Source organism: Actinomadura flavalba DSM 45200 (assembly GCF_000374305.1).
Taxonomy (GTDB): Bacteria; Actinomycetota; Actinomycetes; order Streptosporangiales; family Streptosporangiaceae; genus Spirillospora; species Spirillospora flavalba.
Window position 1 is genome coordinate 99,566 of sequence record NZ_KB894104.1, and the last position, 14,306, is coordinate 113,871.

Annotated in this window: 17 protein-coding genes; 11 read left to right on the top strand and 6 right to left on the bottom strand. The window is 71.4% G+C overall.

Features of this window, described 5'->3' with window-relative positions; translation table 11 throughout:
* Positions 1-10: 10 nt before the first annotated feature.
* Genes C229_RS0127590 through C229_RS0127600 form a run of 3 tightly spaced genes read right to left on the bottom strand, consistent with a single transcriptional unit; the run spans position 11 to position 2,644 of the window.
* Positions 11-784, bottom strand: coding sequence for an amino acid ABC transporter ATP-binding protein (locus tag C229_RS0127590; protein ID WP_018658361.1), 774 nt, complete (start codon positions 782-784; stop codon positions 11-13).
* Entirely contained in the window at positions 781-1,737 is a 957-nt protein-coding gene (locus C229_RS0127595; protein ID WP_018658362.1) for an amino acid ABC transporter permease, read from the bottom strand. The genes C229_RS0127590 and C229_RS0127595 overlap by 4 nt, the downstream gene beginning before the upstream one ends.
* Positions 1,738-1,741: 4 nt before the next feature.
* Entirely contained in the window at positions 1,742-2,644 is a 903-nt protein-coding gene (locus C229_RS0127600; protein ID WP_018658363.1) for an ABC transporter substrate-binding protein, read from the bottom strand.
* A gap of 340 nt (positions 2,645-2,984) precedes the next feature.
* On the opposite strand from C229_RS0127600, the gene C229_RS0127605 reads away from it, so the two are divergent.
* On the top strand, positions 2,985-4,175 hold the full coding sequence (locus C229_RS0127605; RefSeq protein WP_018658364.1) for an NAD(P)-dependent malic enzyme: 1,191 nt from the start codon (positions 2,985-2,987) through the stop codon (positions 4,173-4,175).
* Between the two features lie 235 nt (positions 4,176-4,410).
* Positions 4,411-4,905: an ABATE domain-containing protein gene (locus C229_RS0127610; RefSeq protein WP_155885088.1), complete on the top strand. Its 495-nt coding sequence runs from the start codon at positions 4,411-4,413 to the stop codon at positions 4,903-4,905.
* Here the strand turns inward: C229_RS0127610 and C229_RS0127615 are convergent.
* The gene (locus tag C229_RS0127615; protein ID WP_018658366.1) at positions 4,892-5,227 is read right to left on the bottom strand and encodes a S24 family peptidase; all 336 of its coding nucleotides are present in this window, start codon (positions 5,225-5,227) and stop codon (positions 4,892-4,894) included. The two genes, C229_RS0127610 and C229_RS0127615, sit on opposite strands and share 14 nt — an antisense overlap.
* Before the next feature lie 152 nt (positions 5,228-5,379).
* Here C229_RS0127615 and sodN point away from each other — a divergent pair, with 152 nt between their 5' ends.
* The 4 genes from sodN to C229_RS0127635 all read left to right on the top strand — a co-directional run bounded on the left by sodN (position 5,380) and on the right by C229_RS0127635 (position 7,727).
* Positions 5,380-5,787, top strand: a complete 408-nt coding sequence (gene sodN, locus C229_RS0127620; protein WP_018658367.1) for a superoxide dismutase, Ni — start codon at positions 5,380-5,382, stop codon at positions 5,785-5,787.
* 74 nt (positions 5,788-5,861) lie between these two features.
* On the top strand, positions 5,862-6,335 hold the full coding sequence (locus C229_RS0127625; RefSeq protein ID WP_018658368.1) for a GNAT family N-acetyltransferase: 474 nt from the start codon (positions 5,862-5,864) through the stop codon (positions 6,333-6,335).
* A 145-nt stretch (positions 6,336-6,480) separates the two neighbouring features.
* Positions 6,481-6,912, top strand: a complete 432-nt coding sequence (locus tag C229_RS0127630; protein WP_018658369.1) for an ATP-binding protein — start codon at positions 6,481-6,483, stop codon at positions 6,910-6,912.
* A complete protein-coding gene (locus C229_RS0127635; protein WP_018658370.1) occupies positions 6,909-7,727 on the top strand; it encodes an RNA polymerase sigma factor SigF in 819 nt (272 codons plus the stop codon). Before C229_RS0127630 ends, C229_RS0127635 begins: the two co-directional genes overlap by 4 nt.
* A gap of 51 nt (positions 7,728-7,778) precedes the next feature.
* On the opposite strand, the gene C229_RS0127640 is transcribed toward C229_RS0127635, so the two are convergent.
* Positions 7,779-8,174: a hypothetical protein gene (locus C229_RS0127640; protein ID WP_018658371.1), complete on the bottom strand. Its 396-nt coding sequence runs from the start codon at positions 8,172-8,174 to the stop codon at positions 7,779-7,781.
* A 92-nt stretch (positions 8,175-8,266) separates the two neighbouring features.
* Here C229_RS0127640 and C229_RS0127645 point away from each other — a divergent pair, with 92 nt between their 5' ends.
* Together C229_RS0127645 and C229_RS0127650 are read left to right on the top strand one after the other, a co-directional pair.
* Positions 8,267-9,208, top strand: a complete 942-nt coding sequence (locus C229_RS0127645; RefSeq protein ID WP_018658372.1) for a diacylglycerol/lipid kinase family protein — start codon at positions 8,267-8,269, stop codon at positions 9,206-9,208.
* A gap of 293 nt (positions 9,209-9,501) precedes the next feature.
* Positions 9,502-9,762: a WhiB family transcriptional regulator gene (locus tag C229_RS0127650; protein WP_018658373.1), complete on the top strand. Its 261-nt coding sequence runs from the start codon at positions 9,502-9,504 to the stop codon at positions 9,760-9,762.
* 99 nt (positions 9,763-9,861) lie between these two features.
* Here the strand turns inward: C229_RS0127650 and C229_RS0127655 are convergent, their stop codons facing one another.
* Complete coding sequence (locus tag C229_RS0127655; RefSeq protein WP_018658374.1) at positions 9,862-11,496, bottom strand: sensor histidine kinase; 1,635 nt, start codon at positions 11,494-11,496, stop codon at positions 9,862-9,864.
* A 61-nt stretch (positions 11,497-11,557) separates the two neighbouring features.
* Here C229_RS0127655 and C229_RS0127660 point away from each other — a divergent pair, with 61 nt between their 5' ends.
* The 3 genes from C229_RS0127660 to C229_RS32040 all read left to right on the top strand — a co-directional run bounded on the left by C229_RS0127660 (position 11,558) and on the right by C229_RS32040 (position 14,296).
* Positions 11,558-12,739, top strand: coding sequence for an 8-amino-7-oxononanoate synthase (locus C229_RS0127660; protein WP_018658375.1), 1,182 nt, complete (start codon positions 11,558-11,560; stop codon positions 12,737-12,739).
* 36 nt (positions 12,740-12,775) lie between these two features.
* A complete protein-coding gene (locus C229_RS0127665) occupies positions 12,776-13,570 on the top strand; it encodes a GntR family transcriptional regulator (RefSeq protein ID WP_018658376.1) in 795 nt (264 codons plus the stop codon).
* An 81-nt stretch (positions 13,571-13,651) separates the two neighbouring features.
* Positions 13,652-14,296, top strand: a complete 645-nt coding sequence (locus tag C229_RS32040; RefSeq protein WP_018658377.1) for a Uma2 family endonuclease — start codon at positions 13,652-13,654, stop codon at positions 14,294-14,296.
* The last annotated feature ends 10 nt before the right edge of the window (positions 14,297-14,306 follow it).

A 14,306-nucleotide genomic window follows, 5' to 3' on the forward strand; every position in this document is an offset into this window, starting at 1 on the left:
GGCTACGGTCTCACAGCACCTTGGACAGGAAGCTCCGCGTGCGCTCGTGCTTCGGGTCCGCGATGACGTCGCGCGGGACGCCCTTCTCCACGACGACGCCGCCGTCCATGAAGACCAGCGAGTCACCGACCTCGCGGGCGAAGCCGATCTCGTGGGTGACGACGATCATCGTCATGCCGTCGAGCGCGAGCCGCTTCATGACGTCCAGCACCTCACCGACCAGCTCGGGGTCGAGCGCGGACGTCGGCTCGTCGAACAGCATCAGCGACGGCTCCATCGCCAGCGCGCGGGCGATGGCGACGCGCTGCTGCTGCCCGCCCGACAGCGCCGAGGGGTACGTGCGCACCTTGTCCCCGAGCCCGACGCTCTCCAGCAGCGCCCCGGCCCGCTCGCGCGCCCGCGCCTTCGGCGTCCGCTTGACCCGGACGGGCGCCTCCATGACGTTCTCCAGCGCCGTCATGTGCGGGAACAGGTTGAACCGCTGGAACACCATGCCGATCTCGCGGCGCTGCGCGGACACCTCGCGGTCCCGCAGCTCGTACAGCTTGTCGCCCTTCTGGCGGTAGCCGACGAGATGCCCGTTCACCCAGAGCCGCCCGGCGTCGATCTTCTCCAGGTGGTTGATGCACCGCAGGAACGTCGACTTGCCCGAACCGGACGGCCCGATCAGGCACATCACCTCGCCCTGCGCGACCTCCAGGTCGATGCCCTTCAGCACCTCCAGCCGCCCGAAGCTCTTGTGCACCTGCTCGGACCGCACCATCGGCCCCGCGGTCTCGCTCATCGCCCGCTCCCCGCCGTGAAGATCCTCGGCCGCGTCCGCCCGGAGACGGCGACGCCGCGTCCGAACCGCCGCTCCAGGAAGTACTGCCCCACCATGAGCACGCTGGTCAGCGCCAGGTACCACAGGCAGGCCGAGACGTACATCGGGAACACCTGGAACGTCCGCTTCCCGACCGCTTCTAGCTGGAAGAACAGCTCGACGCTGAGCGGGACGAACGCGACCAGCGCCGTGTCCTTGAGCAGCGCGATCGTCTCGTTGCCGGTCGGCGGGATGATGACCCGCATCGCCTGCGGCAGCACGACGCGGCGCATGATCTGCGTCCGCGACATGCCGAGCGCCTGCGCCGCCTCGGACTGGCCCGGATCGACGGACTGGATGCCCGCCCGCACGATCTCCGCCATGTACGCCGACTCCGACAGCGCCAGCCCGAGCAGCGCCGCGATGAACGGCGTCAGCAGCGACCGCGCCTCGACCTCCAGGAAGCGGCCGTCGAACGAGACGCCGAACAGGTCCGCGATCTGCTCGTCGAACGGGATTCCGAGCCCGTACGACTGGTACAGGATGCCGAGGTTCCCGAACAGGACCAGCAGCACGATGCGCGGCACGGCGCGGAAGAACCACGTGTACAGCCACGCCGTGCCGGACAGCACCGGGTTCGGCGACAGCCGCATGACCGCGACGACGACGCCCAGCGACACGCCGATGACCATGCCGAGGACCGTGAGCAGGATCGTGCCGCGCAGCAGCCCCTCGATGACCGGGGGCCGGAACATGTTGTCCACCATGAACGCCCAGCCGAACTTGTCGTTCGTGAGCAGCATGTGGACGAACATGGCCGCGAGCACGGCCAGGACCGCCACCGAGATCCAGCGGCCCGGGTGCCGGACCGGCACGGCCTTGATGGGTGCGGGCCGTGCCGGACCGGCGTCCGGCGTCTTGTCGGGTTCGGTCATCGGGTCAGGGGTTCACGGCCGGGTCGGTGATGGCGCCCGCCTGGACGTTCCACTTCTCCAGGACCTTCTTGTACGTGCCGTCGTCCAGGAGGGCCTTGGTCGCGCCCTGGACGGCCTCGGCGAACTTGGCCTGGTCCTTGCCGAGGATGAAGCCGTACGGGGCGGCGTCGTAGATCGAGCCGAGCGTCGCGAGCTGGTCGCCGGTCTCCTTGACGGCGTACGCGGTGATCGGGGAGTCGGCGAGCATCGCGTCCTCCTTGCCCGACACGACCGCGTTGGTCGCCTGGTCCTGGCCCTGGTACGGGGAGACCTTGATCTCGGGCTTGCCCGCGTCCTTGCACTTCTTCTGGCGGGCGGGCAGGTCCTCGTCGGCCTGCACGGTGCCCTTCTGCACGGCGATGCTCTTGCCGCAGGCGTCGTCGGGGTCGATCCCCGCCGGGTTGCCCTTCTTGGTCGCCCACTGGGTGCCGGCGTTGAAGTAGCTGATCATGGCGACGGCCTTCTTGCGGTCGTCGTTGATCGTGAAGGACGAGACGCCGACCTCGTACTTGCCGCTCTGCACGCCGGGGACGATGTCGTCGAACTTGCTCGGCACCCACTCGGTCTTGAGGCCGAGCTTGGCGGCGACCGCGTCGAACAGCTCGCGCTCCCAGCCGATGACGGTCTTGCCGTCGGTGTCGAGGAACTCGTTGGGCGCGTACGTCGCGTCGACGCCGATGACGATCTTGCCGTCGCTCTTGACGGCGTCCGGGACGAGCCCGGCCAGCCGCGCGTCGGGGCCGCCGGCGGGGGTGATCGCGTCACCCGCGCCCGATTCCTTCTCACCACAGGCCGACAGGGCGAGGGCGCCCGTCAGCACGAGCGCCGCGGCGGAGATGGCGCGGCGGCGCAGAGAACCAGTCAGCACAGGTCCCCCTCCAGATCGGTCCAAGGGATCGCGGGGATCGATCCTCACGTCCCGCCACATGATTCCGGCGTGTAGGTGCAACTCGGATTAAGGGTGCGAAACGATTCGGACACCAAACCAGCGCTTGACCGCGCCCGGCCACCTGCGCAATCCCGGTCCGCGAGACGGCCACGTGACCGCCGCCACCCCGGAGTTCCCCGGGACCTCCGGGCTCGCTGTGGCACAATCGGACAACGGGTGACCCCCGTACGTCGCGAGATGTCCACCCGGTGAGCAGGCACACCAGTCCTCCACCACGCGGCGGCATCGCCCGGAAACCATTTCACTGACAGGGGTCGCTGTGGCTGCTGAGCCCATTCCCACCGAACCGCACTCACTCGACGACGATCCGGCGTTCCGCCTGCACCGCGGCGGCAAGCTGGAGATGCGGTCGACCATCCCGGTCCGCAACGCCGACGACCTCTCCCTGGCCTACACGCCCGGGGTCGCCCGCGTCTGCACCGCGATCGCCGACCAGCCCGAGCTGGCCTACGACTACACCTGGACGTCCAAGGTCGTCGCCGTCGTGACCGACGGCACCGCCGTGCTCGGCCTCGGCGACATCGGCCCGGCCGCCTCCATGCCGGTCATGGAGGGCAAGTCGCTGCTCTTCAAGGAGTTCGCCGGCGTCGACTCGGTGCCGATCGCGCTCGCCACCACCGACACCGACGAGATCATCGAGACCGTCATCCGGCTGGCCCCGAGCTTCGGCGGCATCAACCTGGAGGACATCAGCGCCCCCCGTTGCTTCGAGATCGAGGACCGGCTCCGCGCCGCCCTCGACATCCCCGTCTTCCACGACGACCAGCACGGCACCGCCATCGTGGCGCTGGCCGCGCTGAAGAACGCCGCGCGGTTCGTCGGCAAGCCCCTGTCCGAGCTGCGCGCGGTCGTGGCGGGCGCGGGCGCGTCCGGCATCGCGGTCTCGCAGATCCTCATCGAGGCGGGCATCGGCGACATCGCTCTGTCCGACAGCAAGGGCCTCATCTACGAGGGCCGCGACGGCCTCAACCCCGTCAAGCAGCGCATCGCCGCGATCACCAACCGCTCGCTGCGCTCGGGCTCCACCGAGGAGGCGCTGCGCGGCGCCGACGTGTTCATCGGCCTGTCCGGCAGCACCGTCCACGAGGACTGCATCGCGACGATGAGCGAGAACGCCATCGTGTTCGCGCTGTCGAACCCGACGCCCGAGGTCCACCCCGAGGTGGCGCGGCGGCACGCCCGCGTCGTCGCGACGGGCCGCAGCGACTTCCCCAACCAGATCAACAACGTGCTGGCGTTCCCGGGCATCTTCCGGGGCGCGCTGGACGTCCGCGCCCACACGATCACCGAGGGCATGAAGCTCGCGGCGGCGACGGCGCTGGCCGACATCGTCGGCGACGACCTGTCCGCCGACTACGTCATCCCGAACCCGTTCGACGAGCGGGTCGCCCCGGCGGTCACCGCAGCGGTCGCCGCGCAGGCGCGGCGGGAGGGCGTGAGCCGGATCTGATCCCGGTGTGACTCGGCCCGCGTCCCGGTTCCCGGGACGCGGGCCTTTTTTCTCCCATTGCCGACAGAACCTCTAAATTGCCCGCGAAACCGATGTACGGCCGCATGATCTCCCGAGTGGGACTCCCAGGAAACGACGTTCTTGCGGCACAACAGGTGTCATACTCGCCACGGGGGAATGGGATGAGCGCAGACCGGGACGAACGGCGCGCCGAGACGAACTCGCGGGAGTGATCGTGGACCTCTCCTCCTACGCCGACCTCGCGCTGGGTCTCGTCAACACCGGCGCCGGCGGGCACGACGCCCTGCGCGACCTCGACGGGCTGCGCGCCGTCCTCGCGCTGCACCCGCACTTCGGCGGGCGCGTCCTGCAACGCGACCTCGGCACCATGCGCGAGCTGCGCGACCAGATCCGGGAGATCTTCGCCGCCGCCGCGCGCGGCGACGACGAACGCGCCGTCGACCGGCTCAACGCGATGCTCATCCAGCACCCCGTCCACCCGCAGATCAGCGGGCACGACGGGCAGAACTGGCACCTGCACCTCAACGAGAGCGGCTCGGCGCCCGACATGTACGCGGCGCGCGCCGCGATGGGCCTCGCCGTCAAGATCAACCAGACGGGTCTGCACTGCTTCGGCCTCTGCACCGCCGACGGCTGCGACCGCGCCTACTTCGGCACCGGCGACGACCACCGCCGTGACCACTGCCCGTCGCACGTCACGGTGGCGTGACGTCGGCGCGCAGCCGGAGCGGCCACACGACGCGCCCGACGACGCGGTCATCGGGGACGGCGCCGTAGTCCCACGAGTCGCGGCGGCCCGGGGCCGCCTGGTTGTCGCTCTCCAGCCACCAGCCGCCGCCGTCGCGGAACGCGGCCCGCTTCACGATCAGCAGCTCCGCCTCGCCCGGGGGCCGCGCGACGACGACGTCACCGGCCGCGACGCGCCCGCCGTACAGCACCAGCAGCCACGTCCCCGGCCGCAGCGCGGGCAGCATCGACTCCCCCCGCACCCGCGCCGGCCCGACGGCCCGGCGCGGCTTCGGCCAGTTCATCGCCCCACTCTCGCATGATCCGCGTCCCAGCGGTCACAGGAACCCCAGGGGCTTAGGACGGAAGACCGAGTGCCCTGGCCGGACCGGCCGGGGTTGATCAGAGTAGTGTCGGAGCCCTGAGCATGATCCGTGACAAGGGAAGGGATTCTCAGGTGTTCGTCAACCTTCTGCGCCGCGCGACCACGGTCTCCGCGCACTGCGACCTGCCGTGCGGCGTCTACGACCCGGCGCAGGCCCGGATCGAGGCCGAGTCGGTCAAGGCGATCCTGGAGAAGTACGCGGCCAACGACGATCCGGCCTTCCGCGAGAGGGCCATCGTCATCAAGGAGCAGCGCTCCGACCTGGTCAAGCACCACCTGTGGGTGCTCTGGACGGACTACTTCAAGCCGCCGCACTTCGAGAAGTACCCGCAGCTCCACCAGCTCTTCAACGAGGCCACCAAGCTCGCGGGCGGCGGAGGCGGCACCAAGTCCAGCCTCGACGTCAAGGTCGCCGACGACCTCCTGGCCAAGATCCAGGAGATCTCGGACATCTTCTGGGAGACCAAGAAGGCCGCCTGACCCATCGCGCCACCAGGCCCGTCCCGCACCAGGGGCGGGCTTTCGGCTCTCCGGGAGCGTTTAGCCTGGCGGGCATGATCCGTACCGCCGCCCCCGACGACGTTCCGACGATCCACCGGCTCATCCGTGACCTCGCCGCCTACGAGCGGGTGCCGCACGAGGTCGTCGCCACCGAGGACGACCTGCGCGCGCACCTGTTCGGGCCCGCGCCCGCGCTGTTCGGGCTCATCGCCGAGCAGGACGGCGAGACCGTCGGTTTCGCCCTCTGGTTCCTGACCTATTCGACGTGGCTGGGGCGGCACGGCATCCACCTGGAGGACCTGTACGTGCGGCCCGAGGCGCGCGGCGGCGGGCACGGCCGGGCGCTGCTGGCCGAGCTGGCGCGGATCGCCGACGAGCGCGGCTACGGGCGCGTCGAATGGGCCGTGCTGAACTGGAACGATCCCGCCATCGGCTTCTACGAGGCGCTCGGCGCCACCCGTCAGGACGAGTGGTCCGTCTACCGGCTGACCGGCGAGACGCTTCGGCGCGTCGCCAAGGAGGCGTGACGTTTTTCTCGTCTCACGGAGGTTTACGTCCGGACGATTCACCCCGTCGCGGACATCGCCCCGAAAGCCGTGCGCGCCGCAGGCTCGTTCGGGGCCCCGGGCGCGGTAGTTTCGATGGCAGCGGGACCATCCCACGAGGAGTGACGTGACCGAGGAAACCGCCGCCATGGCGGCCAGTACGAAGGTGTCCGTGCGTGACGTCGTGACGGTGAAGCTGCCGGCCGCCGGGGCGTACCTGTCGGTGCTGCGCACGGCGACGGCGGGGCTCGCCGCCCGGCTCGACTTCACGCTGGACGAGATCGAGGACCTGCGCATCGCCGTCGACGAGGCGTGCGCGATGCTGCTTCCCCAGGCCGTGCCCGGCACGGACCTCACCTGCGAGTTCGAACTGCACGACGAGGCGATGAGCATCGCCGTGTCTGTCCTCACGGTCGACGGCGGCGAGCCCAGCCGCGACACGTTCGCCTGGACCGTCCTGTCGTCGCTCGCCGGCGAGGTCGACGCCAAGGCAGGGCCGGACGACAGGGTGACCGTGACGCTGCAGAAGCGCCGCGGCGGCGCGGCGGGGGCCCCGTGACGGAGAAGACGACGGTGGCCGGCACCAGCACCGGCAGCGAGCGCAACGACAGCGCGGTCCCCGACCGCGCCCGGGCCCGAGGGCTGTTCGAGCGCCTCGCCGAACTGCCCGAGGGCGATCCCGAACGCCAGCGCATCCGCGACGAGCTCGTCGAGCTGCACCTGCCGCTCGTCGAGTACCTGGCGCGCCGGTTCCGCAACCGCGGCGAGTGGCTCGACGACCTCATCCAGGTCGCCACGATCGGGCTGATCAAGTCGATCGACCGGTTCGACCTCGGCCGCGGCGTGGAGTTCTCCACCTACGCCACGCCCACGATCGTCGGCGAGATCAAGCGGCACTTCCGCGACAAGGGCTGGGCGGTCCGCGTGCCGCGCCGCCTCCAGGAGCTGAAGCTGTCGCTCACCAAGGCGATCAGCGACCTCGCGCAGCGCGAGGGCCGGGCGCCCACGGTCAGCGAGCTGGCCAAGCACCTCCAGATGACCGAGGAGGAGGTGCTGGAGGGCCTGGAGTCCGCCAACGCCTACTCGACGGTCTCGCTGGACGCGCCCGACTCCGGCGACGAGGACGCGCCCGCCGTGGCCGACTCGCTCGGCATGATCGACGAGTCGCTGGAGGGCGTCGAGTACCGCGAGTCGCTGAAGCCGCTGCTGGAGAAGCTTCCGGCCCGCGAGAAGAAGATCCTGCTGCTGCGCTTCTTCGGCAACATGACGCAGTCGCAGATCGCCGCCGAGCTCGGCATCTCCCAGATGCACGTGTCCCGGCTACTGGCCCGCACGCTCGCGCAACTCCGCGACGGTCTCACCGCCGACGAGTAGACGACGCGACGGCCCCCCGGACGATCCCGGGGGGCCGTTTCGCGTGTGGGGTCAGGCGTCCTCGCGCTCGAAGTCGCGGGCGAGCCACGCCGTGCTGGGCGGGCTCAGCACCAGGACGAGCGCGGCGACCGCGACGACGCCGAGCGGCACGGCGATCAGCGGCTGCTCGCTCTGCCACAGCGACCACGCGACCGGCAGGCAGAAGAGCTGCGTGAGGACGGCGGGCGCGCGGCTGCGCGCGTCGCCGAGCAGCAGCCCGCGCGCGACCACGAGCATGCCGGCGCCGCCCGCGAGGGCCAGCACGGTGACGCCGATCGCGCTGACCGGGTCGACGGCGAGGCCGAGCGCGGTCTCGACGCCGACGAAGACCCCGCCGCCCACGGCGACGAGCCCCTGGAGCCCGACGAGCACGGCGGCGGCGAGCACGGTGGCGGGACGCTTGGACACGGTCCCGACCCTACTGCGTCGCCCCACCTGCCGTTCCCCGGCTCCCACCCCGGCATGGGGTTGGCCTGTCCAACGGTGGATACGCTGACGCCGTGCGCGCCATGCTGATCGCCAACCCCAAGGCGACCTCCACCTCCCGGCGGGCCCGGGACACGCTCGTCCGGGCCTTCGCGGGCGATCTCGACCTCGTGCTGGCCGAGACCGGGCACCGGGGGCACGCCACCGAGCTGGCGCGCGAGGCGGTGCGGCGCGGTTTCGACGTCGTCATCGCGCTGGGCGGCGACGGCACCGTCAACGAGGCCGTCAACGGGCTGCTCGCCGACGGCCCCGGGGACGGGCTGCCCGCGCTGGCGGTGCTCCCGTCGGGCAGCGCGAACGTGTTCGCGCGGGCGCTCGGCCTGCCCGGCGACGCGCTGGGCGCGACGCGGGCGGTGCTGGAGGCGCTGCGCGCGGGCCGGTACCGCACGGTGGGGCTCGGCACCGCGTCCCTTCCCGACGGCGGCGAACGGTACTTCACCTTCTGCGCGGGCGTCGGCGTGGACGCCGAAGTGGTGCGCGAGGTCGAACGGCGGCGGCGGGCCGGACTGCGCGCCGATCCGTCGCTCTATGTGCGCACGGCGCTGCGCCATTTGGCGACCGGAACGGATCGGCGCCGTCCGGCGCTCACGATCGAGACGCCGGGCCGTCCGCCGATTCCGGGAGTGTTCTTCGCTTTCGTCTCCAACACCACGCCGTGGACGTTCCTCGGTCCCCTTCCGCTGAATCCGAGCCCGCGCGCGTCGTTCACGCTCGGCCTCGACGTGTTCGGGATGCGGTCGATGGCACTGCGTCCGTTCGCGTTCGCGGCGGCGCAGATGCTCGCGCCGCGCGACCGGCCGGTGCGGGGATCGCGCGTGGTGGACGTGCACGACGCGGCGGAGGTCACGGTGCGTGCGGAACGGCCGATGGCGTTCCAGCTCGACGGCGACTACCTGGGCGAACAGTCCGCGATCACGTTCCGTTCGGTTCCGAAGGCGATACGCATCGTCATATGACGCACGTCACGGTATGTGTTTACGGGAAAGCAACACCCCGGACCCGCCACTGTGACACATGCGACACCCAACCCTTGAGAAACACTTCTCCGAGGTCTTGCGTCCCTCTCGGTGCCCCTGACAGGCTCAAAGAGCGTCGGCCGAACGGGATTCAACGCCGCTGTCCCGGGAACGGAACCGTCGCCGCCGAACAATCCACCTGACCAAATCTTTTGCGTCTCGGGGTGTTCGCGACATGTGAAACCGTTCACAAGTTGAGTGTCTTGCACCACCGCGACGAAGGAGTGGACCGCATGGACTGGCGCCACCGCGCTGCCTGCCGTGACGTGGACCCCGAGCTTTTCTTCCCCATCGGAAACACCGGGCCCGCGCTGTTGCAGATCGAAGAGGCCAAGCAGGTGTGCCGTCGCTGCACCGTCACCGACGCGTGCCTGCGCTGGGCGCTGGAGTCCGGCCAGGACTCGGGCGTCTGGGGCGGCATGGGCGAGGACGAGCGCCGCGCCGTCAAGCGCCGCGCCGCCCGCGCCCGCTCCCGGGCCGCCGCCGGGCTCTGACCGGCGGGGCACCGCCTCCGAACCTCCCCGGCCGGAGAGCACGCCCCGCCGCACCGTTCCGAGCGCCTCCCCCGCGGGAGGCGCTCGCGGCGTCTCCGGCTAGCGGAGCGGCGGGCGGTGATGGTCGAGGGGGACGTCCACCACGACCTCGGTGCCGCCGCCGTCACGGCGGCGGAACTCCAGGCGCCCGCCCAGCTCTCCGACGATGAGCGTGCGGACGATCTGGAGACCGAGACTGTCGCTGCTCTCGACGTCGAAGTCCTCCGGGAGGCCGACGCCGTCGTCCAGCACGACGACGACGAGACGGCGTTCGTCGGCCTCCGGGCCGGGATGCGGCGAGGCGTCCGCGCCGCCCGGCCAGTCGCCCCAGACCTGCACACCCCCGGCGATCCGGTCGGGCGGGCCCTCGCCGTAGCGGACGGCGACGACCTCCAGCGTCCCGTACCGGTCGGCCAGGCCGTGCTCCAGCGCGTTCTGCAACAGCTCCGTCAGCGCCATCGCCAGCGGCGTCGCGATCTCGGCGGGCAGCACCCCGAAACTGCCGGTGCGCTTCGGTTCCACCTGCGTCTCCGCCGCCGACACCTCCCCCGCCATCATGATCACCCGGTCGGCGATGTCGTCGAAGTCGATCAACTCGTCCGGGGTGTGCGACAGCGTCTCGTGCACGATCGCGATCGACCCGACGCGGCGGACGGCCTCGTCCAGCGCCGCCCGTCCCTCCGGGACCTGCAACCGCCGCGCCTGGAGCCGCAGCAGCGCCGCGACCGTCTGGAGATTGTTCTTGACGCGGTGGTGGATCTCGCGGATCGTCGCATCCTTGGTCATCAGCTCGCGGTCGCGCCAGCGCAGCTCGGTGACGTCCCGGCAGAGCACGATCGCGGCGATGCGGTTGCCGCCCACCACCAGCGGGATCGTGCGCAGTTGCAGGATCGTCCCGTGCGCCTCGACCTCCACCTCGCGCGGCGCCCGGCCGCTCAGCACGACGCTCAGCGCCTCCTCCTGCGGCTCCCCGGTGTCGGTGACCGCCGCCGTGATCTCGCCCAGCGGCTCCCCCACCAGGTCGGCGGCGAACCCCAGCCGCCGGTACGCCGACTGCGCGTTCGGGCTCGCGTAGGTGACGCGCCCGGCCCGGTCGAGCCGGACCAGGCCGTCACCGACGCGCGGCGACCGCACCAGGTTCGGTTCCTCGCCCGGCACCGGGAACCGGCCGTCGGAGATCATCTGCGCGAGGTCGCTCGCGCTCTGCAAGTACGTCAGCTCCAGGCGGCTCGGCGTGCGGGCCGAGCTGAGGTTCGTGCTGCGCTGGATGACGCCGAGCATCTTGCTGCCGCGCCGCACCGGGATCGACTCCTCCCGGACCGGGATGCCGCTGCCCCACTCCGGATCGCCCTCGCGCACGATGCGCTTCTCCCGCCACGCCACGTCGATGAGGCCCCGGCGGCCGGTGCGGACGACCCGTCCGACGAGATCCTTCGGATAGGCGGTCGGGCCCGTCGTCGGGCGCATCTGCGCGATCGCCACCCAGCCCGGCACCGCGCCCTTCGCCGGAGCGGGGCGGGGACGGCCGGGATCGTCGGGCGGCGCGCCGCCGGACGCCAGCGGCACCCACAGCAGCAGGTCGGCGAACGACAGGTCGGCCAGGAGCTGCCAGTCCGAGACGAGGGCGTGCAGCCACTCCAGGTCTTCGTCGGTCAGGTCGGTGTGGTCGCGGACCAGGTCGCTCAACGTCGGCACGACCCCATCATCACCCATGGCCGGGGCCGCCCCGCGCACCCGGGCCTGGCAGGATGCGCCCATGACCGCGCCGTCCTTCCCACCCGACCCCCTCGCCCGGCTCCGCACCGCCGCGTCCCGCCGGGAGGACGCCGGGCTGCGGCGGACGCTGCGGCCCCGCACCGCCGACCACGACGGCCTGCTCGACCTGGCGTCCAACGACTACCTCGGGCTGTCGCGCGACCCCCGGCTCGTCGCCGGGGCCGTCGCCGCCGCGCGGGCCTGGGGCGCGGGCTCGACCGGGTCGCGGCTCGTCACCGGGACGACCGCGCTGCACACCGAGCTGGACCGGCGTCTCGCCGCGTTCACCGGCAGCGCCGCCGGGCTCGTGTTCTCGTCCGGGTTCCTGGCCAACCTCGGCGCCGTCGCCGGGCTCGGCGGACCCGGCGTCCTCGTCGTGTCCGACCAGGTCAACCACGCCTCGATCGTGGACGCGTGCCGGTTGTCGCGCTCACGCGTCGTCGTCACGCCGCACCGCGACGTCGGCGCCGTCGCCGCCGCGCTCGCCGGACGGGACGAGGAGCACGCGATCGTCGTCACCGACGCCGTCTTCTCCGTCGACGGCGACGTCGCGCCGCTCGCCGCGCTGCACGCCGTCGTCCGCGCGCACGGCGCGCTGCTGGTGATCGACGAGGCGCACGCGCTCGGCGTCGTCGGCCCAGGTGGGAGGGGCGCCGCGCATGAGGCGGGGCTCGCGGGGCATCCTGACGTCGTGCTCACGCTCACGCTGTCCAAGTCGCTGGCCGCCCAGGGCGGCGCGGTGCTGGGCGCGCCGGAGGTGATCGAGCACCTGGTCGACACCGGGCGGGCGTTCATCTTCGACACCGGCCTCAACCCGGCCGCCGCCGGAGCCGCGCTCGCCGCACTGGACGTCCTCGACGCCGAACCCGACCTGCCCGGACGGGCGCGCGCGGCGGCGCGGCGCGTCCGCGACCTGGCGCGCGGCGTCGGACTGGAGACCGCCGACCCGGCGGCGGCCGTCGTCCCCGTCTACGTCGGCGAACCGCACGCCGCCGTCGCCGCGCAGCGCGTCTGCCGCGACCACGGCGCCCGCGTCGGCTGCTTCCGCCCGCCGTCGGTGCCCAAGGGCCGCGCCTGCCTGCGCATCACCGCCCGCGCCACCCTCGAAGAGTCGGAATTCACGGTATTGGCGGAGGCGCTGACCGCCGTGGCACGTTCTACGGAACGTAGTCTTGCGCCATAACATCGGGGAAACCGGTGATGAACGTGAGGAGAGACCGTGACGGAGGTCAGGGGCGGGCCCCGGCACGGGCGGGCCTACGAACGCGTCCCGCTCACCGAGCTGGGCAAACACCACTCCGCGCAGGCGCCGCGCATCCCCAAGTACTACAAGCTCAAGGAACTGCTGGTCGAACTGATCCAGTCGCTCCCCGCCGGCAGCCCGCTGCCGCCCGAGCGGGCGCTGGCCGAGAAGTACGAGACGTCCCGGACGACCGTCCGGCAGGCGCTCGCCGAACTCGTCGTCGAGGGCCGCCTGCAACGCATCCAGGGCAAGGGCACGTTCGTCGCCAAGCCGAAGGTCGCGCAGGAACTCCAGCTCGTCTCCTATACCGAGGACATGAAGCACCACGGCCTCCGCCCGGAGACCCGCATCCTCGACATCGGCTACGTCAGCGCCGACGAACGCCTCGCCGCCCTCCTCGGCATCCGCCCCGGCGGCCGCGTCCTGCGCATCCACCGCCTCCGCCTGGCCGACGGCGAGGCCATGTCCATCGACACCTCGCACCTGCCCGCCCGCCGCTTCCCCGGCCTGCGCCGCGAACTGCCCCGCCACCACTCCCTCTACGAGACCCTCGCCACGGCCTACGACGTCCACCTCACCGAGGCCGAGGAGACCATCGAGACCGTCCTCGCCACCCCCCACGACGCCCAGCTCCTCGGCGTCGACGTCGGCCTCCCCCTCCTCCTCCTCTCCCGCCACGCCCTGGACTCCACCGGCCAGCCCGTCGAATGGGCCCAGTCCCTCTACCGAGGCGACCGCTACAAATTCACCACCCGCCTCCGCCGCCACTAGAACCTCCCCGATTCTGGGTACGCTCCGACCACGTGTTCCCTACGATGACCGGAGCAGATCGTGAGGGAGGAGACACCCGACGTGACGACGACGGTGGAATGGTCGATGCCGCAGGAGCTGACGGACACCCCGTGGGCGCTGTGGACCGACGGCACGCTGGGCGACTCCCTCCAGGTCCCGGAAGGCTCTCGGGTCGAGGTCATCGGAGGCAAGGTCGTCGTGTCACCCCCGCCACTCCCGACGCACGGATTCATCGTGCACGAGGTATCCAAGGCGTTCGTGCGAGCGCAGAGCCGCGAGTTCCGCTGGGAGGCTCTACAGAACTCGAACGTGGCGCTCAGTGAGCGCGCCAACGGCTTCGTTCCCGACCTTGTGATCGTCGACCACGAGGTGTACCAGGCGACGAACGATCCGGCCGCCCGCCACTATCTGCCGGACGAGATCGAGATGGTCGTGGAGGTCACGTCGTACGGCAACGCCCGGAACGATCGCTGCCCTCCCAGGGACAAGCCGCGGACCAAGTGGAACGCCTACGCCGCCACGGAGATCCCCTTCTATCTCCTCGTCGACCGCGACCCGAAGATCTCCCGCACCTTCCTCTTCACGATCCCGGACGGCGCCACCGCCGCCTACCTTCACGAGGAGTCCTGGCCCTTCGGCGAGACCATCTCCCTCCCCGAGCCCTTCAACATCGAGATCGAGACCGAGTCCTGGCGCACCTGGTGATCCCGCCGAC